The organism is Bradyrhizobium sp. SZCCT0153 (assembly GCF_018129995.1).
Lineage (GTDB): Bacteria > Pseudomonadota > Alphaproteobacteria > Rhizobiales > Xanthobacteraceae > Bradyrhizobium > Bradyrhizobium japonicum_G.
Window position 1 is genome coordinate 531,498 of record NZ_JAFCKS010000004.1, and the last position, 21,189, is coordinate 552,686.

Sequence of the window (21,189 nt, forward strand, 5' to 3'; positions counted from 1 at the left end):
CAATGTCTGAATTCGAACAACTCAGAAACGCAACCTACGCAACCCAGTTTAGGGGCACGAAAGCGGCGAGCCGAAGTTTCGAATGGCCTGTCCTCGGTATCGCATTTGCGCTGGTCAGCGTCGTTGCGTGGGATCTAGCTCTGCTGTGGCTTGCAGCCAAACTCTGTCGGATCGTGTTCATCTAGTAGCCTGAACCCAGCTATTTCATCTGCCTCATGATATTTTCCGAAACAATCCTCGCCGGCGCCTACACGGTGGAGATAGATAGGCATCAGGACAATCGGGGATACTTCGCTCGGGTATTCTGCGCCGACACATTTCTTGCGCACGGCCTCAAGCCCGTCGTCGCACAGGCAAGTATCAGCTACAACGCAAAACGCGGTACGCTGCGCGGCCTGCATTTCCAATATCCCCCAGCGACGGAAAACAAGTACGTCCGATGCACCAAGGGCGCGGTGGCCGACGTGATCGTCGACCTGCGGCCGGAATCGGCAACCTATTTGCGACATATCATCGTTAACCTCTCCGCGGACAATGGCCGCGGGCTCTACATACCGGAACGCTTCGCACATGGTTTCATCACGCTCACTGACGACACAGAGCTGATTTATCTAATCAGCAACTATTACACGCCGGGCGCGGAAGGCGGGTTGCCGCATGACGATCCTTCGCTTGGAATTTCCTGGCCGGCAGAAGTGCGCGTGCTCTCGGATCGTGACAGGGCATGGAAGCCCCGCAGCAATATCGGGAACGAATTGAAGGCCCGCATGAATATCGCTGTCCCCAAGAGGTCGTAGGCGAGGGCTCCACGTTCGCAAAAAGCAAACGTGACTTGACGACCGTCAATAGCTCTGTCCCGACCAACGCTAGCGTGTCGGTGACATCACAGATTGCCATCGGCAGGAGCATAGAATGCTGAAAGAAGCAGCATCCACCCTTAACGTCAAAGCACCAACTGCGCATGCAATGGAGTTGAGCTGTTGTCGTTTCTGCAGCGCGCCTCTTGAACGTGTGTTTATCGATCTCGGAATGTCTCCATTGGCAAATTCCTATCTCCGGAACGAGAAAGCCAAACAAGACGAGCGCTTCTTTCCGTTGCGGGCTTACGTTTGCGGAGAGTGCTTCCTTGTCCAGCTCGAGGAATGGGAGGCGCCGGAGAATATCTTTGGAGACTATGCCTACTTTTCATCCTACAGCGATTCATGGCTGCAGCATGTTAAGTCCTACGTCACCCGAGTCATCGAAAGGTTCGGAATCGGGGCAAACAGCAAGGTCGTCGAGATCGCGAGCAACGACGGCTATTTGCTGCAATACTTTGTCGAAGCCGATGTGCCGGTTCTAGGCATCGAGCCGGCTCAGAACGTCGCTGCCGTTGCGCGCGCGAAGGGCATTCCGACCCGTGTGGAGTTCTTCGGCGAACGTGCAGCCCGTACCTTGCGACGCGAGGGGCTACGCGCTGATCTGTTGATCGGAAACAATGTCTTGGCTCACGTGCCAAATTTGAATGACTTCGTCAAAGGCATGAGCCTTCTTCTCGCCGACGCGGGGGTCATCACGATGGAGTTCCCCCATCTGATGCGTCTGTTTGACGAGTGTCAGATTGACACCATCTATCACGAGCATTTTTCATACTTCTCGCTTATCGCTGTCGAGAAGATCTTTGCCGCCCACGGCCTGACATTGTTTGATGTCGAAGAGTTGCCGACCCATGGTGGCTCGTTGCGAATCTATGCTCAGCACGCCAACAAAGGATGGCATCCGATCTCCCATCGGGTACTGGATCTCAGGCGCCGCGAAATCGATGCCGGATATGCCAATCTTGACCACTACGACGCATTCGAAGAGCGCGCTGTGGAAACCAGGCAAAAGCTTCTTTCCTTTCTGGAGGATGCAAAGCGACAGGGCAAGCGTGTTGTCGGGTACGGCGCCCCAGCCAAGGGCAACACACTCTTGAACTACTGCGGCATAACCTCGGACCTCATTGAGTATACGGTCGACCGAAACCCACACAAGCAGGGGGCGTTGTTGCCGGGATCCCACATTCCAATTCTCGAGCCCGAACGCATAAACGTGACAAAGCCGGACTACATTCTCATTCTACCCTGGAACCTGAAGCGGGAGATCGTTAGCCAGCTGTCATTCGCCCGCAGTTGGGGAGCTCAGTTCGTGGTGCCGATACCCGAGCCCAGGATCGTGGATTGAGCCGACCGGATACCGGAGGGACGTGGAGCATGGATGACATTGCAAGGCATGCAGACTTCGCGGACCTCAGGGAGAGTGAGGCGGCCGTTGACCTGTCAGCGGACAAGACCGGACGTGCACTCCACGAGTTTATTGCGGATATGTATCCCATCTCCCGCAGCATAACGGGGGATGGGATCCGAAGAACGATCGATCTCATCCGGAACTACGTTCCTCTTACCACGTGCGAAGTACCGTCCGGCCTCCAGGTATTTGATTGGACCGTTCCACCGGAGTGGAACGTGCGTGATGCATATGTCAAGAACAGCGCCGGCGAGCGCGTGATCGATTTCGGGAAGTCGAACCTGCACCTCCTGGGCTACAGCATACCGGTGAGGGCGCACATGACGCTCGACGAGCTTAAGCCTCACCTCTACTCGGATCCGGATAAGCCGGACTGGATTCCCTATCGGACAAGCTATTACCAGAAGACCTGGGGCTTCTGTCTGCCGCACAATGACCTATTGGCAATGCAGGAGGACGATTACGAGGTTTGTATCGATGCCAGCCTCGCACCGGGTCATCTGACTTACGGCGATCTGAGACTGCTTGGTCGCACCTCGGACGAGGTGCTGATCTCCTGCCATATCTGTCATCCGTCGCTCTGCAATGACAACCTGTCCGGGATCGCGGTCGCAACCGCGCTGGCGCAGCACCTTCGGAAGATGGAGCTCAGGTATACATATCGCTTCGTATTTATCCCCGGCACTATTGGAGCGATCACCTGGTTGGCGCTCAACGAGGCTCATGTCGGTCGGGTGAAGCATGGATTTGTGTTGACCTGCGCCGGCGATTCGGGGGCGATGACCTACAAGAGGAGCCGCCGCGGCAACACAGAGATCGATCGAGCCTGGTCCTATGTGCTTGAGCAGAGCGGCGAACCGCACGAAATCCAGGAGTTCTCACCTTACGGCTATGACGAGCGGCAATATTGCTCGCCTGGCTTCAACCTACCAATCGGCACCGTAATGCGAACGCCGTTCGGTAGATTCGCGGAGTATCACAGCTCGGCCGATAATCTGGAGTTTGTTCGCCCTGCTGCGCTGTACGATACTCTAACGAAGGCGATTGCAGCCATCGACGTCATCGAGAACAACGCCTACTTTCGGAACGAGAAGCCATTCTGCGAGCCAAAATTGGGCAATTATGGCCTTTATCGTGGATTGGGCGGGCTCGCGGCCGGAGACTTCCAGATGGGGCTGCTATGGGTCCTGAACATGTCGGACGGGGATCATTCACTCTTCGACATCGCCGAACGATCCAAGTTGCCTTGGGCGGTGATGAAGGAAGCGGCCGCCGCGCTGAGCCGAGCTGGTCTCATCAAGCAAACCGAGCCGAGCCCGACAAACTAGTTTCGTCAAGGCGGGTGGTGTTTGGCCGCCGATAGAGGTTGAGACAGCTGAAGGGCGACGAGTTGATGGTGTCCGCTGGAAAAATGGCTCGCCAGCACGTCGAATTTGAGCATTCCCGGACCGGCGAGAGGTCATGATACAGAGGGTGGTGCTCATTGTCGGGTGGGTGGTACTCGTGTTCATCACGTTCACTAACACCAATTCAAGGTCGTCCGAGGTTGGCTGGTCTTCAACTGGAGCACTTCGCTGCCTTCGCTGTAATGGGCTCTGCGTTTTCGTTCGGCATGACACGTCGTACATGGGCTGTTCTTGCCTTGGTGATCCTCAGCGCGCTTGCTCTCGAAGGCATGCAGTTGCTAGCGACGGATCGGCATGGTCGGATTCTCGACGCCGCAGTGAAGGTCATCGGGGGAGTCTGCGGGGCCGGCGCCGGCCGTCTAGTTCCGCATCTGATCGATATCCTGACTTCGCCATCCGCGAAACGTCATCAGTAACAGCGCGTGGTATTTGCAGCGAATACCCTTGCACAGCTGCTCGTGCGCTACCGCTCCCGCAAGCTTTCCTGCTTATACCGCATGATCGGTGATAAGAGATAGCTAATGACACTACGTGATCCAGACTTGATCTCGACGGTGGCGGCCATACCGGGTGAAAGGCTGACATGCTTGTTCTCGATGTTCATGTAGCTGCGGTCGAGCGACACCCGCGCTGCGTAGACGAGCTCCTGTCCATTGGGTTCGCTGCTGGTTGTCCCGGCGCCGAGAGGCCTGGTGTTGCCGTTCTCCGGTGGCTTGTTCCGGGGAATGGCGTCCTGGGAGATGTTGATCACCTTGCCATGTAGCAGTCCGTACCGGGTAAAATTGAAGGTATCGATCTTGATGGCGGCGTTCTGGCCTGCCTCGACGAAGCCGATATCCTGATTCGAGATCATGGCCTCAACTTCGAGATTGCTATCGATTGGAACGATCATCATGATTGGTTGCGCCGGCGTGACGACACCCCCGACGGTATGAACTGCGAGTTGCTGTACGACGCCATCAATTGGCGCAGTCAGGTTTTGCAGGCCGGTGTGCCGCTCGGCTTTGATGACGTCCTGGCTTAGACCGGCAGCCTTCTGTTCCGCCTTGGCGAGTTCCTCGAGCAACGTTCGTTCGTATTCGGCAATGGTCTTGTTGCGGTTCTCCACCAGAACCCCGACGGCGGCATCTGCTTCGCCAAAACGGCTTTGCTGAACGAGTATCTCCTGTCGTTGACCGAGTAGCTCTTGGTAGTCGGCCAAGTACTGCAGCTTAGAACCGAGTTCTTTCTGGTACAGCTGCTCGCGTATCTCGACGCGCTGCTGGAGCGGGCCAATTGTGGCTTTCAGCTTATCCATCGACGCCTTCGAAGTGGCCCGTTCAGCTTCCTTTTGTGAGATTTGGCGGTCAATTGCAGCGAGTTTGGCAGCCTGCTCGGTGGCTTGGCTGACGAGAAAGCGACGATGCATCTCGATCAGCGCAGTTGTGGCGGCTGGGGGCGGGTTAAACGCCGAAGCGGGATCAGTCTTATTTGACAGTAACGCCTTCAGGCGTGAGGCGTCGAGCTGCGCACTCATCAGATCGCTCTTGAGGTGGTTCAGCTCTGCAGCGGAAATGGTCGCATCCAGATCAACCAGGCGTTCACCGGCTCTGACGGTTTGGCCGTCGTGAACGTAGATCGCGCGAACAACGGCGGTCTCGAAGGGCTGGATGGTCTTGGTTCGGTCGCTCGGGATGATCTTGCCAGGAGCGATAGCAACAATGTCGATGGTTCCAAGGCAGGCCCAGAGCAAGGCGACAATGAAACCCGCCGTGATGCTGATGACGATGGTACGTCCAACGGGCGAAGGAGGGGTCTCGATGATTTCGAGTGCTGCGGGGAGGAAAGCGAGTGCTTCGCTCGGATGAATCCTGTGGGAAGGCGTCAGCCCGACAACGGCGCGGCCGAGCTTGCGGGCGTGATCCGCGAAAACAATGACCGCGTTCCCGCTGTTCGCATTCCGGGGAGGCTCCGTCGGCGCGGCCGGCCGCTGCTTGGACATTGCAGATGCGCGATCGGCGCGAGACGAAAACATACCAGCCAGTCGTGCCCTAACAATCAGGGATCGCTCCTTTGAACGCCGGATGAATTCCAGGCAGCATCGTGAAAAGCGCAGTAGCCGAGCGGTGATGGCGCGTTGATGGGCGATCACGACGAGCCGTCCGTCCCAATTGGACTCAAGCTCGTATCTGGAAATGATAGATGGCCTTGCGGCGCCAGCGGTCATCACCACGGCCTCATAGCCATGTACTTTTCCGAGTAGGAGAAAGCTGCCGCTGCGAATCGGGAGGATGCCAGGCAGGGCTGATGCCGATAGTCCGTCCCAATCGGTCAGAACACAGCTCGCAGAGAGATTGAGCTCCCTCGCATAAGCGAGCATTTCCGGGACATCGATAGGCGTGTAGCCGGACCGCTGGCGAATATGATCGAGGCTGCTGTCAACACCACGCAATCGGAGCAGGAGGTCGAGCACAAACAGCCCCGGATCGTCGAACGTCTCTGCCGTCGTCTGTTTCATGCGGCCTCGTCGATGCCCGCGTGAGCTCGACCGTGTCGCCTGTCGGTGTCGACGCAAGCGAAGGGCAGGCTATGCAAGGTCATGGAAGCCAGACTGTAGGCGGAAGAGCTTTGAATAACGTCCTCCGCGCTTGACCAGCTCTTGATGAGAACCATCCTCGACCAAGCGGCCATCTTCAATCGTGATGATCCGGTCGGCCATTCGTAAGGCCGATAGCCGATGCGCAATGATCAGGACAGTACGGCCGTGCACGATTTTGGCCATGTTCTGTTGAACGATGTGCTCACTCTCGTAGTCGAGTGCGCTGGTCGCCTCGTCAAAGATCAGGATCCGGGGATTGGTTACCAGCGCGCGCGCAATCGCAATGCGCTGACGCTGTCCGCCGGACAGGCTGCTCCCGCGCTCGCCGACTATCGTGTCGTATCCGTTCGGTAGTTGTAGAATGAAATTGTGTGCACCGGCCATTGTGGCCGCTTCAACCACACGCTCCGTCGATGTCGCGGGATCCGCGAAGGCAATATTGTCCCTGATCGAACAGTTGAAGAGGACACTGTCCTGGAGAACTACACCGATCTGTCGGCGCAGCCAGGCGGGGTCAACCTGAGTCACGTCGATCCCGTCGACGAGGACCCGGCCTCGCTCCGGGATATACAGCCGCTGCACCAGTTTGGCCAAAGTGCTCTTCCCCGAGCCCGAGGAGCCCACTATTCCAATGACCTGCCTTGCCGGAACGTGCAGCTGCACATCTCGAAGGATTTCAGGCCCATCGATGCGGTAGCGAAAGGCTACCTGTTCGAACGCAATATCACCTCGGATGCTATGCAGCGCCGTTTTTCCAGGGCTGTAAACAGGCTCCGGCTCTGTATTCAGGATGTCGCCGAGGCGCGCGATCGAGAGCCTGGCTTGGTGAAAATCTTGCCAAGTCTGGGCTAATCGGAGGACCGGGCCGCTGATGCGACCGGAGATCAGATTGAAAGCAACCAGCTCGCCAACAGTAAGATCTCCAGCCATGACGAAGCGAGCGCCGAAATAGAGGATGGCGACGCCGACCAGCTTGTTGACAAGCTGGACCGATTGGCTGGACACGTTCGCCAGGCTGATGACACGAAAGCTCGCTGCGACGTATCCGGCGAGCTGTTGCTCCCAGCGACGTTGCATCTGAGGCTCGACAGCCATCGCCTTGAGCGTTTCCATCGCGGTGACGCTCTCCACAAGAAAGGCCTGGTTCTCCGCACCCAGCCGAAATTTTTCGTCGAGCCGCCGCTGAAACAGAGGCGTCGCTCCGGCAGAAATTGCGACATAGACCGGAAGCGAAGCGAGGACGATCCAGGTTAGCGTTGGCGAGTAGAAGGCCAGCACTGCAATGAAGACAACCGAGAAGGACAGGTCGATGACCAAGGTCAGAGCAGAACTCGTCAGGAAATTGCGGATATTTTCGAGTTCCCTGACCCTCGCGACAGAGTCACCCACCCGCCGAGCCTGGAAGTAGCCGATCGGCAAGGCCAACAGGTGACGGAATAGCCGAGCGCCTAGTTCGACATCGATTCGGTTGGTGGTGTGAGAGAAGAGGTATGTACGGAGAACTCCGAGGATCGTTTCAAACATCGCGGTCGCTACGAGGCCGATGGCGAGTACGTCCAGCGTACTCATGCTGCGATGCACTAGAACCTTGTCGATAACCACCTGGAAGAAGAGCGGCGATACCAGGGCAAACAGCTGAAGGCAGAACGATGCTGCAAGGACTTCGAGGAGCAATCGCCGGTATTTTCGAATTGCGCCGAGAAACCACGTGATGTCGAAACGCCGTGCAAGATCGGAAAGAGCGGCTCGACGCGTCATCAGAATGACCGCGCCGTCCCAGACGGCTTCGAGTTCTATCCGCGACATCATGACCGGTTGCGGGCGACCCGGCTCAAGCGCGATGACCCGCTCCTCGGTGGCCTTTCCGAAGATAAGAAATCTATCCTCACGAAGGATCGCGAGCGCGGGCATCGGCAGACCGGAAAGCCTAGACCAATTGGTCCTGACGACACGTGCCTTCAACCCAAGCTCCTTGGCAGAGCGGAGAATCTCGGCGACCCTGATAATGGTCCCAAACTGATGACGGATGCGCTCAGGATCTATGGCGAGGCCGTTGAAGCGGAGCATCATAACCAACGCGATCAACCCTTGATCGGGGATTGCGCCAATTGGCTCAAGGTGCTCGGGCATCCTCTCTCCGCATTGCATCGAGCAGTTGCGATCCGGCAGTCACCGGGCAGTTCTCGCCGATCACGAAGTTATGTCGTTTTGACGCCCGAGCGCGTCCTTAGACGCAGCCCGTATCCTCAGAATTGGGCCGCATTCCGACTCGAAGAGGGGCCAGCACCCCATCATCCTAGGCCGCGCACTGGTGGCGAGTTGACGGCCGTCAATATCGGCGCATAGCGGTCGCCTATCATCCTGCTGATGGTTGTAGTTGCGACGAGATCAGCCTGCCCGACCGAACACCATCCTGCAGGCGTTGGTGTCCGCCCCGCAGTGTGGCCTGTTTCGGTCTCCAGAAAAGGACCGCGGCGATGACGGAGCCTTCGTTCGATTTCAGCGAAGAAATCGCTGTTTCGGTGGCGCGCTCAAGGCTGAGTCCGGAGCAGGATGTCCCGTCTTCTAGACGAGAACGGCTTGGCGGATCGGGTCGGAACGCTATGAAAGTGTTGTTTGCGAACAAGTTCTTCTTTCGTAACGGCGGCTCCGAAGTCGTGATGTTCGACGAGATGGAGTTGATGCGCAGGCGGAATGTTGATGTCGTCGAATTCTCCATGAATGACGATCGAAATATTCCATCACGCTTCCAATCGTACTTCGTCTCGCAGAAATCGTATCACGCATCATCCAGACGCGAAAAGCTGAGATCGGCATTATCCTTTATTCATTCATCCGAAGCTGTCTCGCAAATTACGCGCCTCATCCGAGATGAGAAGCCGGACATATTGCACTGTCATAACATCTATCACCAGCTCACTCCCTCGATCGTCACCGCAGCAGCGGAAATGGGGGTTCCCGTCGTTCTCACGCTTCACGACTACAAACCGGTGTGTCCCGTCTATACGCAGCTAAGCAACGGACAGGTGTGTGCGAGATGCGGCGACGGCGCCTTCGAGACGATTCTCGCTCGTCGTTGCGCCGACGGTTCTCTAGGGCGCAGCGCCTTGCTTTGGGCGGAGGCGCGCTATCACGCGCTGCTGGGAAGCTATCATCGCGTCGGAAAATTCATTGCGCCGAGCAAGTTCATGTATGAGGCCATCGTCCGTCGGTTCGGTGCAGATAAGGTGGTTCATATTCCAAACGGGATCGACGCATCGCGTATCGATACCTCTGTCGGCGATGACGGATACGCACTGTATTTCGGGCGCCTGTCGCCTGAAAAAGGCGTTGAGGATCTCCTTAAAGCTCATGCGACCGCCCAAGGCGCCTGGCGGCTGGTAATCGCCGGCACTGGACCGCTTTTCGATGAGCTTCGGCGGAAATACCCCGCGGCGGAGTTTAGAGGGCATCTCATGGGCATCGACCTCGAGCGCACAATCAGGGAGGCGGGTTTGATTGTCGTGCCCTCGGTGTGGCACGAAAACAGTCCTCTCTCGATTCTTGAGGCGATGGCGCATGGCAAGCCAATCGTCGCTTCCCGCATTGGCGGAATTCCCGAGTTGGTCAGAGACGGGACGACAGGTCTGTTGTTTGACCCTGGCGACGTTATTCCACTCTCTGAAAAGGTCAGAACTCTCCTCGTCGACCGCAGTCGTCGCGAGGTGTTCGGTCGCAACGCACGCAAGACCGTCGAGAACGAGTACTCGCTCGAGAAACACGGTGCGGCGTTACTCTCGTTATACGAGGATCTGATTGCATCAGTCGGCTTACACAGGAAAGTTGGATCATAAAATGGACCTTACCGTCATTTCCACGTTCCGCTGCAACTCCAAGTGTCAGATGTGTTACATCTGGCAGAATCCGACCGAGCCGAAGGAAGAGGTGTCGCTGGCTACGTTGTCGAAGCTTCCATCCGGCTTCGACAATTTGAATGTGTCGGGTGGAGAGCCGACGCTTCGCAAAGACCTCGAAGAGATGATCGATCTTCTCTATCCGAAGGCAAGAGTGACGGAAATATCGTCGAACGGGCTGCATCCGGAGCGCCTCGTTCCGATCATCAAGAAACACCCCAACATCAAGGTACGCTTCTCGCTCGAGGGCGATCAGGAGACCAGCGATAGAATTCGCGGGGAGAAGGACGGTTACAGCACCAAGATCGCGGGACTTCGTATGCTGCGCGAAGCCGGCGGCACCGACCTCGGCTTTGCGATGGTCATCCAGGACGAAAACGTCGATCAGCTCGTCAATGTCTATGAGTTCGCTCGCAAGGAAGGATTCGAGCTGGCAACTTCCACGCTTCACAATGCGTGGCAGTTCTACAAGAACGACAATTACTTCTATGATCGGAAGGCAGTCGCGCGGAAGGTTGAAGGGCTTATTTCGGCGATGCTGCGTAGTCCGAAGCCAAAGAACTGGTTTCGGGCCTACCTGAACCTTGGCCTGATCGAGAAGATTCTCGGTCATGATCGGTTGATCCCGTGCAGTGCGGGTAAGGATTTTGCCTTTATCGACCCGTGGTCGGACGTATGGGCTTGCAACGTCCGCTCGGATCTGCCCATGGGAAATCTTGCGCGGGAATCATGGAACGAGATCATGAACAGCGAGGCCGCTCAGCAGACACGGAAAAAGGTCGCGAGCTGCGGGCAGAACTGCTGGATGGTGACGACCGCGCGGACCGCGATGCGGTCCAACTTGGTCCCTCAGCTTCCAAAAGGCGAGCCGTTGTTATGGGTCATCAAGAACAAGCTCAAGGTCTCGATCGGCAAGAGCATATGCTTTGACAGCTATATTGATTATTCCGACGTGCGTCCATCGCCGCATGTCGAGCGAACGTCGTTCTTGAACAAAAATGTCAAGGCCCGGCTGGTCAAGGGCCGCATAACCCCGGACGAGCATTACCCGCTGCGAACATTTATGAACAATTAGATTGGAAGGAAGTCCAGATGAGAAGGCGTGAGATCTACATGTTCGGCTTCCGTGGCTTCCCTCAAATTCAGGGTGGTATCGAGACGCATGCAGAAAATCTCGCACCAAGGTTGGTCGAGCTAGGCAGGGGGGTTACCGTCTGCATGCGATCTCCTTACGTCGCCCCGAATGTCCCCAAAGTCTGGAAGGGGGTGCGGGTACTGCGACTGTGGACTCTAAGTAACAAGTATCTGGAGACTCTGCTCCATTCCGTAGTCTGCGCACTTGTCGCAATGGTGCGGCGGCCGGCGTTGGTGCACATTCACGGTATAGGTCCTGCAATTGTAACGCCGTTGCTTCGTGCTGTCGGCCTGCGGGTCGTCGTCACGCATCATGGTGAGGACTACAATAGGGAAAAATGGGGCTGGGCGGCGCGTATGGTCCTGAGGACCGGCGAAGCTGTCGGAATGCGCTATGCTAGCAAGCGCATCGCAGTCAGTCGCAGCATAGGCGAACTCATCACTTCCAAATATGGCAAACCCTGCGAGGTGGTGCCGAATGGCGTGGTGTTCTCGGACTTGCCGCAGCAAAGCGAACAGGTGGTCGGGTTGGGATTGGAGCCGGGACGATACATATTGACGGTCGGCCGGCTTGTTCCTGAGAAGCGGCAGCTCGATCTTTTGCGCGCATTCCTGGCTGCGGCAATGCCGGGATGGAAGCTTGCCATAGTTGGAAAGATCGACCACCAGAATGAGTACGCGGATCAGCTGGTTAGAGAGGCGGCCCGCCACCAGAACGTTGTCATGGCCGGGTTTCAGACCGGCGACGGGCTGCGACAACTCTACGCCCATGCGGCACTGTTTGTTTTGCCGTCGTCGCATGAGGGATTGCCGATCGTTCTGCTTGAAGCGCTTAGCTATGGATTGCCGGTGCTGGTAAGCGATATCGCACCTAACCTGGAGGTGGTGGGCGATCCCGAGCACATTTTCCATGTCGGTGATTGTGAGGAGTTGGGTGCGAAGCTGTTGGTGCTGACAAAGACGCGTCTGAGCGCGTCTGAGCGCGAAATGGTACGTCGCGAAAGCGCCTTGCGGTACGATTGGTCCGATATCGCATCGAGAACGTCGGATATCTATGATGACCTGCTCGGCCGGACACGGCAGCAAGACGATCTATCGCGCGCAAGCTGGGGCGCCAGCGCAAGGTCGCAACAATCGGCATATGGCAGACCAGCCAACCATTGAGGCATTGCCAGTGCTTTCGACGACAAAGTCTGGCAGCATATTGGCGCGCCCCATACGTTGATCGGGTTGAAGCGATGCCGCTCCCGGGCCGGCGGTGCCGAGGATTATGGCTGTTACTCGGAGCTTGATTTCAAGTCGGGCGTCCCCGGTTCTCAGTGCTGAGATCTCAGCTCTTGCGGTCCTCCCGCAACTATGGTCTGGCGATAGCGTCGGCCATGGTCGATGGGCGTGGCGTCCAGAGTCTGTAGCCCGCGACCGAAACCTCGGGGAGCCACGGGCTCTGCGACCGGATCCGATCGGTCGGCCAGCGGCCAGCACAAGCTGGATTTCTCCCATTGCCTAGATAATGGACATAGATTGGGGCTTCCGAAAGCCGTCGAACCCTGAGAGGCTCCGGGTCGGGGATTCGCCGGCCCGATGAAGCTGGTCAGGTGTCGAAGCGCCGGGCGTTGCTGGATTATGTGAGAATGAGCAGGGTGGATGAGCTAACGACCGGTGAGATTGACGAGCAGATTGTTTCGATCATCGAGCTGGCCGGTGAAAATTTAGTGCGCCTGTCCGATCCGTCATTCGAGTTCGTGCCGGAGCGAATGACAGGAGCGATATCGGCCATTCATCAGCGCCTGAAAGCGGAGCTTGCTGCGCTTCTTAAGCTGCGGACCGTATACGGCGATCTGATCGTTTGCCGCATTGTTGCCGGCAGCTATCCCTGGATCCGTGACCAATTGTCGCCGTATCAACATTTGAGACTCGCGTGGCTACAGCTCACGCAGCTGAGCAGCATGTTTGATCACTCCATGACTGAGCTCGATCGCCTTCACGACGAAACGCTAGAGTTGCTTTCTATCGACGTTGAAAGAGCGGTTGCTGATGGCTCTCCTCGAACGAGGGCGGGCGAGCGGAACACGCGGGTAGATCGCTGGTTCGAAGTTGTGCCGCAGCACGAAGCGCCAACGTTCGAGACCATGAGGATTGCAAGCGAGTTGTCGATCGCTGACGCACTCATCGCGGAGTACTGTGACGCTGCGCGGCGCGAGCTATTGGGAGAGATCGACGCGACCGCACAAATCGTGAGTTCCAGCATCGCTGGTTTTTTGTCGGATCATGGGGGCGAGCTGATAGACCTTATTGGTCGTTACAACGACATGGTCGAGAACCTCAAACTCCGGTATCGCCGAATGTGAGACGCAGATTTTGAACTGTCGGGAACACGAAATATCCTTTCATTCTGCAGAACTCGATTCCTGTTTAGATTCCTGGATACCGACTCGCAGCTGACTGGCCGTTACCCTGCCTGCGACGGAAGCGAGCTCGTAGCTCACTCTTTGCCCTTCAATCAACGTCGAAATGCCGGCTTCCTCGACGGCGGACATATGAACGAATATGTCCTTGCCTCCGCCGTCGGGCCTTATGAAGCCGTAACCCTTAAACTTATTGAACCAGACTACGAATCCGTTAGCCAAAGTTCCTCCGGCATCCGCATGATCTAGTCCGACGTAAAGATTGCGAAGCGTAGAAATTCACATCGGGCGTAGAATGACTTCTTTTGCTCAAACCCCGGTTGTTACCCCTTGGTCCGATGAGGGGTGAGTTTCGTTCATTCAGACTAACCGGCGCTGCAAAAATGCTGCGTATGAATCGGAACTCGTGGCCCAATGCTCACATCCCCACAATAGATACGTCAAGTGTTGCTGCGCAAATAAGCAATATGCCGCGTTTATTTGCAGATATGCTTCCTGCCTTGCGTGTGCTGTAGGCGCAAGCGCCTCTCGAAACGTCGATCGACTTAAATGCTGCATCTCGCGATTAGTTGCAAAGACGCAGTGGTAAAGCGATCGCGATCTGAAAGCCTGGTTAAGCCAAGAAAGAGCTACGGCAATATGGAATGTCGCACAACGCACCTCTTTCGCGACAACCGGCCAGGGTCTGGGGCGAAAGCGATCCGCGACGAGGAGGCGATTAGCAGAGCAGGTGCCTGCCTTGGTTTCGTCGGGAAGCGCAAGTTTGACAGGCATTTGTGATATTCTCCGACCGTCCGCGTGAGATGACGTCAGTCGAGTGCCGGAGATTGAAGCCGATTCACCTCGCCAGATCGACAAGTCGGAGTGGAAGCTTTAGCCTGCTAACGATCTTTCTCACAGCTTGTGGTGTTCTTCCAAGGCGTCGTGAAACGGCGTGCAAGCTCTTTCCCTCTAAAATGAGGAACCGTACCTGCTCGATCTCGTGATGACTCCATGGCGGAGCAACCTTTCGCTTGGTGGTCTGCGGGGCCAACACTATAGCGCTCCTTTTCAGGCTGTTACGAAGAGGCAAGGGTCTCGGGGTCAGGGAAGCGGGGTGAGCTGGTAAGTCGTGACAATCGGGCTTGCTTGCTCCGCATCATAGTTCTGGCTGGCTATAGCTTGGATGGCCTCGCGATGCCGATGAAAGGTCGCTCGAATGTCCATTTCATCGGCGCCATCGACCGCTGCGCGATCAATAAGAGCGTCCCAATCAACTTTGCAGATCACTCGTTTGGGACCGTCAAACATCGCGAACAGGATGCCCGAATGTTGGTCAACAACGGTCATCTCTCCGGAAGGGTCATGTCGAAGGGGCATCGCAGCGGATCTCCGTTGTGCAATTCTTCGTTGGAGTTTGCTCCGGGGTTCAGGAGTTTCTTTCGCACTACGCCCTATGCCGGCGAAGACTGCCTTGCACGAGATGGAAGCTAGGGAAATAAAGCAATGTTGAATCTGATCACGGTCAAGTTGTGGGACCGGCCCCGGCATCAAATCGCCTCATGCCAAAGGAGTTCGCTATCGGCTCTCCGCAATAGCTGTCTCTGGTCCGCTGGTCCGAACCCGCGTCGCCCTCGATTGCGCCGCAAAAGGATCATGGATGGTTGAAGCTCGTACTGGTGCGCTCTGCTCAGATTTTATGCTGTCGACGATTGATTGGCGATTAGTGACTTCGCTTCGGGGTAGCAACCATGACCGACCGACCGACTGTCCTCGTCACGGGAGGCGCCGGCTATATTGGCTCGCATGCCTGCCGCGCCCTGGCCGCCGCCGGCTATCAGCCCGTCGTTTATGACAATCTTTCGACGGGTCATCGCAGCTTCGTTGCCGGCCCCCTGGTGACCGGCGACCTTCTCGACGGCGCAGCGCTGGCGCGCGCCTTCGCCGATCACAAGGTCACGGCCGTGATGCATTTCGCGGCGGCGAGCCTTGTCGGCGAATCCATGACCGACCCGCAGAAGTACTACATCAACAATTTGCAGGGCACGCTGTCGCTGCTCCAGGCGATGCGCAACGCCGATTGCCATCGCATCGTGTTCTCCTCGACCGGCGCCGTCTACGGCAACGCCGATTCCAAGGAACTGCCGGAAGACTTCCCCTGTGCGCCGATCAATCCCTATGGCGCGTCGAAATGGATGATCGAGCGGATGCTCGCCGACTACCGCGCGGCCTATGGCTTCGGCGCGTTCTGCCTGCGCTATTTCAACGCCAGCGGTGCCGATCCGGCCGGCGGCATCGGCGAGTTGCGCGACAACGAGACCCACCTCATTCCGCGCGCCATGATGGCTCTCCAGGGCCATGTCGACTTCGCGGTGTTCGGCGATGACTACGACACGCCCGACGGCACCGCGATCCGCGACTACATCCATGTCACCGACCTCGCCGCCGCGCATGTCGCGGCGCTGAAGCTGCTGGAACAGGGACATGCCGGCGGTAGCTTCAATCTCGGCACCGGCTCCGGCTTTTCGGTGCGCGAGATCCTGGGCGCGATCCGGCAGGAGACCGGCCGTGAGGTGCCGCACACCGTCAAGCCGCGTCGCGCCGGCGATCCCACCTATCTGGTCGCCGACGCCTCCGCCGCACGAAAAGTTCTTAACTTCGTGCCGCGCCATTCCGACCTGCCGACTGTGATCCGCACCGCCTGGGCCTGGCACCAGAAGGCGCATCCGCTCACGCGATTATAACGTACGAGCCAGTAGTCCGGCTTGGCGCATCGAGGTCAACCGTGCTGATGGGTTGCGACAAGCCCGGGGCATCGCTGTGCACGGGGATTGCTATGGAGCGGGGAGAACCACCGGTGGATTGCCGGCACGCCCGGTACGGTGGCTGGTCGCATGCAGGAGTGGTTAGAGGCCGGCGCCTGACAGCATCAGGTTGCAGGTCCCCTATCTTCCGAGCGGCTTGGAGGAACTGGTCCACGGGCTACTACCGGAGCGCAATGTAGCGGCTTATTCCGCACGGATTACGACGGTCCGAGCTTGCGCCAAGCGCTAGGCCTCCCCCGCCTGGCGAGTTAAGCGGCGCCTCTTGATCTATCCGTTGTACTCTTCAATTTCAGTCGTTCCCAACATCCTCAGCGCAGCGAGTATCGTGGTCGTGCGACAGATGCCCGATTGCGGCCGGATAAGCCCTAGTTCGCGACCGGTAAGTCATTGATGGTTCTCAACCCGTCGCTATCTCTTAATCAGCGGGTCCCAGGTTCGAGCCCTGGTGCGCCCACCATACAAGATCAAGACCTTAGCGAGAGAAACCGTTTGAGAGCGCCGAACTAAAACGGTTCTTCAAACGGTGTTTTTGGCGGCCGACCGGCGAGTCCCCTCGCGGCATCGTGCTCTACTTTGCTCGCTCAAGCAGAGGCGAAGCCGACTCGAAGGCCGACCGGCAGAACCGCTTCCTCAGTTCTCTATCTGGGTCAGAGCCGCCCGACGTAGCGGGTATTTTTCCACTTTTGTTCTACATCATCAGCGACGCATTGGGGCGGCTGTGCCGCGCTGCTGCTGAAATAGTGCTTGAAGTGGATGTGAACCCTCATGTTGTCCGGCCGATAAGCCGCCATGCAGTCGTAGAGGAGAACCGATCCCGCTTCGAAGGACCATATGGCGCTGTGCAGGATTTTGAATCCCCAGGGAGCAGGCAAGTGCTTACCTGCAGGCTCAGCTGTTCGAGGCGGAATGATCGTGTGCCTGCTGGAGGTTGGGCAGGCGAGCTCGCGCCGGGCGAGATATCGTGCCGGACGAAGGCGCCGGCGTGAGCGTCTCTCCCTTCCCACCGACACCTCGGGCAGAATCGAAGAATACGCAGAGGTTTGCTGAAGTACGGGCTGACACTGCATGACGGAGTACAGATCCTGATCGATGAAGGCGCAAACTCTTCGCGTCCCCGCCGCAGACGACCACAAAGGACGAATTCATCTTCGCGCGGTGGGCAGGAGGTAGTGCCTGAAGCTGACGTCGTCCTTCATGACCGGCCACGAATTCGACAGCCCAAGTGGAAGCACGCGCTGCGCGGTGTTGATGCAAGCATTTTGGGAGGCGCCATCCAGGAGAGTCGCGGAGCCGTCGATCGCCAAAAGGCAGCGCAAAACATCATCCGTGAAGCTGCCGGGACGAGGTACCTCGTAAGGGGAGTGCGACAAGGCGGCATCTTCACGGGCTTCGCCGGGCGCCTCAATATGTCGAGGTGGGCGGGAGTTGGGGCCCAATGTCTATCAAGCAATGCGAATGATGCATTCGAGGCGTTGATGCGCGAACTTGTTGAAGCGGCATATTGCGAGATGGTCAATCTGAAGCCTGCTCCGATTGAGCCGTCGTGGATCATTGAAGGCAATCCGGAAGCTTGTTCGCACCTTGTGTCGACGAGCGCATGTAAGACTGCCTGGACCATGATCTGGTCCTGCACCCAGGGCAAGTTCAACTGGCATTACGATTTCGACGAGACCGTCGTGATTCTCGAAGGATCAATCCTGCTCGAGGTCGATGGGGCGCCGCCGACGCGTTATGGAGTCGGAGACGTGATCGTGTTCCGTACCGGGGCGCGTGCCAAATGGCACGTCGAAGATAGTGTGAAGAAGGTCGCCTTCTGCCGGCTCAACAATCCGTCTCCGCTGGGCCTCGCCATCCGTGCCGTCAACAAGCTCAAGTCACTGATGCCTAGCCAACCTGCAGCGTCGCGACTTACTTGACGGGATGCAACTTAATAGCCGGACACGAAAGAAGTCGCTCAATGCGAGCATCACTTCTCTCGATCGAATTGGAACGACCCTGGCGCGGGAGTCGATTCCAGTCAGGCCCCGACCCATGCTTTAATCCGGCTTCCCCGGGTCGATGTCGTCATCGGTCGCCGCCACATAGTTCACATGCAGAGTGATTGGGACCTTCGATCCGTCCAGAACCACACGCAGGCTTCTCGGATAAAATCCGCCGCCGATGACGCGTCCGGTCTTTCCAGCCAAGCGAGCGCCGGCTTCAGGCTTTACCTGGACCCGTGAGCCCGGAGGAAACCCGAGATTGGTGCAGGCTGATTCCGGCATGGCCTTCTCAGTAGTGAAAGAGACAGTGCTCGACGCCGCGAAGTTCAAAGGAAATGTTCTTAGGCATGGCGGCCGACGTCGCTGTAGGTACCTGTCACGGCTTGACGTAGGTCCAGCCCAGCTCCTGCAATTCCATGACACGCACGACGCCAGATTTCACGACTTCCGCCTGACGAACGATCGGTATGTCCTTATCCTCGGCCTTCTTCATCTTCTCCTGGGTGTTGCCGCAGGCCTTGAACGAGACCTCGGGCGTGCTCAGGGCCATCTCCTCGATGCGTGCCTTTACCGGCGAGGTGTCGCCACGCAGCATGTGCAGGCCGGGCCCGAACGTGACGACCTCGATCTTCACCTTCTCGCCAGCGTCCTTGTAATATTGCGCCACATTGGTTGCGTTGTTAAGCGCGAGATTCATCGCTGCGGGGTCGTTGGTATTCACCTGCAGGATCAAATGATGTTCTCTTTTCTTCGGTGTGGCCGAAGCCTCCATGCGGGCAAACGCGGAGTGCTTCCACGTCGCCGTCGTCGGCTTCGCTACGTGCTGTCTCTCATGGCTCGCCTTATGCGGGACGGGTTGCCCGTCTGCCGGGGTCCAGTATTTTCCGCCCTGCTCCGCGGCCGCAAACGATGCGGAAACCAGAACGGTGATCGCTGCCATCGCGGCCGCTTTGGCAATATGTTGAAGCCTGATCATTATCCGCCTCCATTGAAGAAAATCATATGCACGCCATCAATGATTTGGTGTCGCGATCGCGCGCGGCCATTTGCACGCCGCGGCCATCTTCGCACGCGCCGCGTCCAGCCCGGCGAGGGAGAACGTTCCGTCATGGGCAGCGCCGCCCCGCGGTGAAAGCAGGACAATGAGGTCCCCGCTGTCTGGAAGCGACTGCAGCAAGCGAACGACGTCTCCTGCGAACGCGACGCCGGGACCGAATGCCGGGATGGCTGCCGCGACCTGCACCGCAGGACTATCATTGACGCGATAGGAAATTGCATCGTCACCGTCTCCGCGGGAGATGCCGGGTCCCGCGAGCACTAGCTCCGTCCAGCCGCTGCGACAGCGGATCGATAATTGCATTAAGGGCTCGCCGGTCCCACCGCGCGACGATGTCGTAGCGGTCGCGATCGGTGAGTAGTCTATTGGGGAGGTCGTCTGGCTGACGATCCAGTCGTCTTCCGGCGTCAGGCGATGCTGAGGCGCGACGGTACGCGTCAATTTATTCAGACACGCCAGGCGCTCCGCGTGTTCCTTCTGAAGACAGGAACGGAGCTGCGTCATGGGGTCCTGGGCCAACGCAATGCCGCCTGCACCCCAGAGCGCAACAAGAAGAAGCATCGCGGCCCGTGTCATTGCGATGCTTGTGTTGCGCGAGGCTGGCGATTCAGCCACGCCTGCGCCGCAGGGACGCGCGTGAGACCCGGAACCGTTGCGGCGAGGTTGATGGATCTCCACTTTGGATCGAAACCGGGCCCCTGTAATCTGTCGATCCGGGAGAACAGGTGGTCGATGAAGCGCGCGACGCGCTCGGAGCGATTCGAGTTGGCCGGCCAATTGAAGGCGACCAGAGCGGTCGGCACCGCGATCGTTGAAACCCGTTCGCCCGGTTTGATCAGATTGGGATAGTCAGCCCCATCGAGGGCGGCAGGAAGATAATAGTCCTCGAACTTGCTGTCGTATGTGAGGGGCAGGAACTTGAAACCCGGCTCCCAGCGGCCGCGCACAAAGGCATCCACCGGCTTCGAGGTAATGAAGACGACGGCTGCCATCTCGCCCTTGCGCATCTGTTCGAGCGCGATTTGATGCGGAATGAACGTCTTTTCCACCTCGAGATTGAGCCGGCTGAAGATCAGCGGCCCCGAATAGGCCGCGGCTGTGCCCTGCGTATTGAAGTTGACCTTCTTGCCGGCGAGATCACTCAAGCTCCGAATCTCCGGCCGAACGAAGATGTGCAGCTCGGACGGGAACAGATTCAGGACATACGCAATCCGTCGCTGGATGTCCGGCACCTGGCTCTTGTATTCCTCGAGCGCGTCGGAGTTGATGATGGCCGCATCGATGCCGCGCAAATAGAGCAGGGAATTCAGATTTTCAGTGGCTCCGCGAGTGACGACCGGCAGAACATGCATGTTGTCTCCGTCGTCGACCACACGGGCGATCTCCGCCGCCAGGCGGATCGGGGCGCCCTCAAGCAGGCCTCCAGCCAGGCCGATCGTCCAGGCGTTCATAGAGATCGCCTCAGGCCTTGGCTGCGGCGGCTCGGGCCGCGCCAGACGAACCTTGTGAGGCCGATTGTTCTGCGGCCGGGCATCCGCCCAAGGCGGGAGGGCCAGGAGGAATGGTGCAAACGCCGCGAGCAAGATCAGCCGATGCAATCCAGTAAGCCTTTTCATTGCCCAAGGTCCTCTACACATGCCTCATGCGCGTCAGCGCTTTCGGATC

17 protein-coding genes are annotated in these 21,189 nt (G+C 57.9%); 9 read left to right on the top strand and 8 right to left on the bottom strand.

Annotation, left to right across the window (positions count from 1 at the left end; translation table 11 throughout):
- The first annotated feature begins 215 nt into the window (after positions 1 to 215).
- The 3 genes from JQ572_RS20875 (at position 216) to JQ572_RS20885 (ending at position 3,593) form a co-directional block, all read left to right on the top strand.
- Positions 216 to 797, top strand: coding sequence for a dTDP-4-dehydrorhamnose 3,5-epimerase family protein (locus JQ572_RS20875; RefSeq protein ID WP_211384690.1), 582 nt, complete (start codon positions 216 to 218; stop codon positions 795 to 797).
- Between the two features lie 169 nt (positions 798 to 966).
- Positions 967 to 2,202, top strand: coding sequence for a class I SAM-dependent methyltransferase (locus JQ572_RS20880; protein WP_211384814.1), 1,236 nt, complete (start codon positions 967 to 969; stop codon positions 2,200 to 2,202).
- A gap of 29 nt (positions 2,203 to 2,231) precedes the next feature.
- Entirely contained in the window at positions 2,232 to 3,593 is a 1,362-nt protein-coding gene (locus JQ572_RS20885) for a DUF4910 domain-containing protein (protein ID WP_211384691.1), read from the top strand.
- Positions 3,594 to 4,134: 541 nt separating this feature from the next.
- Here the strand turns inward: JQ572_RS20885 and JQ572_RS20890 are convergent.
- Positions 4,135 to 6,168 carry an HlyD family type I secretion periplasmic adaptor subunit gene (locus JQ572_RS20890; protein ID WP_249129141.1) on the bottom strand — a complete coding sequence of 678 codons (2,034 nt, stop codon included), beginning with the start codon at positions 6,166 to 6,168 and terminating at the stop codon, positions 4,135 to 4,137.
- A 69-nt stretch (positions 6,169 to 6,237) separates the two neighbouring features.
- On the bottom strand, positions 6,238 to 8,379 hold the full coding sequence (locus JQ572_RS20895) for a type I secretion system permease/ATPase (RefSeq protein WP_211384692.1): 2,142 nt from the start codon (positions 8,377 to 8,379) through the stop codon (positions 6,238 to 6,240).
- Between the two features lie 347 nt (positions 8,380 to 8,726).
- On the opposite strand from JQ572_RS20895, the gene JQ572_RS20900 reads away from it, so the two are divergent.
- The 4 genes from JQ572_RS20900 (at position 8,727) to JQ572_RS20915 (ending at position 13,624) form a co-directional block, all read left to right on the top strand.
- Entirely contained in the window at positions 8,727 to 10,082 is a 1,356-nt protein-coding gene (locus JQ572_RS20900) for a glycosyltransferase family 4 protein (protein WP_211384693.1), read from the top strand.
- A 1-nt stretch (position 10,083) separates the two neighbouring features.
- Positions 10,084 to 11,217: a radical SAM protein gene (locus tag JQ572_RS20905; RefSeq protein ID WP_211384694.1), complete on the top strand. Its 1,134-nt coding sequence runs from the start codon at positions 10,084 to 10,086 to the stop codon at positions 11,215 to 11,217.
- A gap of 17 nt (positions 11,218 to 11,234) precedes the next feature.
- Positions 11,235 to 12,440 (top strand): glycosyltransferase family 4 protein, encoded by a 1,206-nt coding sequence (locus tag JQ572_RS20910; protein ID WP_211384695.1) that lies wholly within the window; start codon positions 11,235 to 11,237, stop codon positions 12,438 to 12,440.
- Between the two features lie 467 nt (positions 12,441 to 12,907).
- Positions 12,908 to 13,624: a hypothetical protein gene (locus tag JQ572_RS20915; protein WP_211384696.1), complete on the top strand. Its 717-nt coding sequence runs from the start codon at positions 12,908 to 12,910 to the stop codon at positions 13,622 to 13,624.
- 39 nt (positions 13,625 to 13,663) lie between these two features.
- Here the strand turns inward: JQ572_RS20915 and JQ572_RS20920 are convergent, their stop codons facing one another.
- Together JQ572_RS20920 and JQ572_RS20925 are read right to left on the bottom strand one after the other, a co-directional pair.
- Positions 13,664 to 13,903, bottom strand: a complete 240-nt coding sequence (locus JQ572_RS20920; RefSeq protein ID WP_211384697.1) for a cold-shock protein — start codon at positions 13,901 to 13,903, stop codon at positions 13,664 to 13,666.
- 861 nt (positions 13,904 to 14,764) lie between these two features.
- Positions 14,765 to 15,010, bottom strand: a complete 246-nt coding sequence (locus JQ572_RS20925) for a DUF1488 family protein (RefSeq protein ID WP_211384698.1) — start codon at positions 15,008 to 15,010, stop codon at positions 14,765 to 14,767.
- A gap of 401 nt (positions 15,011 to 15,411) precedes the next feature.
- On the opposite strand from JQ572_RS20925, the gene galE reads away from it, so the two are divergent.
- Together galE and JQ572_RS20935 are read left to right on the top strand one after the other, a co-directional pair.
- The gene (galE, locus tag JQ572_RS20930; RefSeq protein ID WP_211384699.1) at positions 15,412 to 16,404 is read left to right on the top strand and encodes a UDP-glucose 4-epimerase GalE; all 993 of its coding nucleotides are present in this window, start codon (positions 15,412 to 15,414) and stop codon (positions 16,402 to 16,404) included.
- A gap of 1,553 nt (positions 16,405 to 17,957) precedes the next feature.
- A complete protein-coding gene (locus tag JQ572_RS20935) occupies positions 17,958 to 18,401 on the top strand; it encodes a cupin domain-containing protein (RefSeq protein WP_410050491.1) in 444 nt (147 codons plus the stop codon).
- A 120-nt stretch (positions 18,402 to 18,521) separates the two neighbouring features.
- Here the strand turns inward: JQ572_RS20935 and JQ572_RS20940 are convergent, their stop codons facing one another.
- The 4 genes from JQ572_RS20940 to JQ572_RS20955 form a co-directional block, all read right to left on the bottom strand.
- Positions 18,522 to 18,749 carry a hypothetical protein gene (locus JQ572_RS20940; protein WP_211384700.1) on the bottom strand — a complete coding sequence of 76 codons (228 nt, stop codon included), beginning with the start codon at positions 18,747 to 18,749 and terminating at the stop codon, positions 18,522 to 18,524.
- 94 nt (positions 18,750 to 18,843) lie between these two features.
- Positions 18,844 to 19,443 carry a DsrE family protein gene (locus JQ572_RS20945; protein ID WP_211384701.1) on the bottom strand — a complete coding sequence of 200 codons (600 nt, stop codon included), beginning with the start codon at positions 19,441 to 19,443 and terminating at the stop codon, positions 18,844 to 18,846.
- A gap of 36 nt (positions 19,444 to 19,479) precedes the next feature.
- Positions 19,480 to 20,100 (bottom strand): hypothetical protein, encoded by a 621-nt coding sequence (locus JQ572_RS20950; protein ID WP_211384702.1) that lies wholly within the window; start codon positions 20,098 to 20,100, stop codon positions 19,480 to 19,482.
- A complete protein-coding gene (locus JQ572_RS20955; RefSeq protein ID WP_211384817.1) occupies positions 20,097 to 21,140 on the bottom strand; it encodes a TAXI family TRAP transporter solute-binding subunit in 1,044 nt (347 codons plus the stop codon). Before JQ572_RS20955 ends, JQ572_RS20950 begins: the two co-directional genes overlap by 4 nt.
- Positions 21,141 to 21,189: the final 49 nt, after the last annotated feature.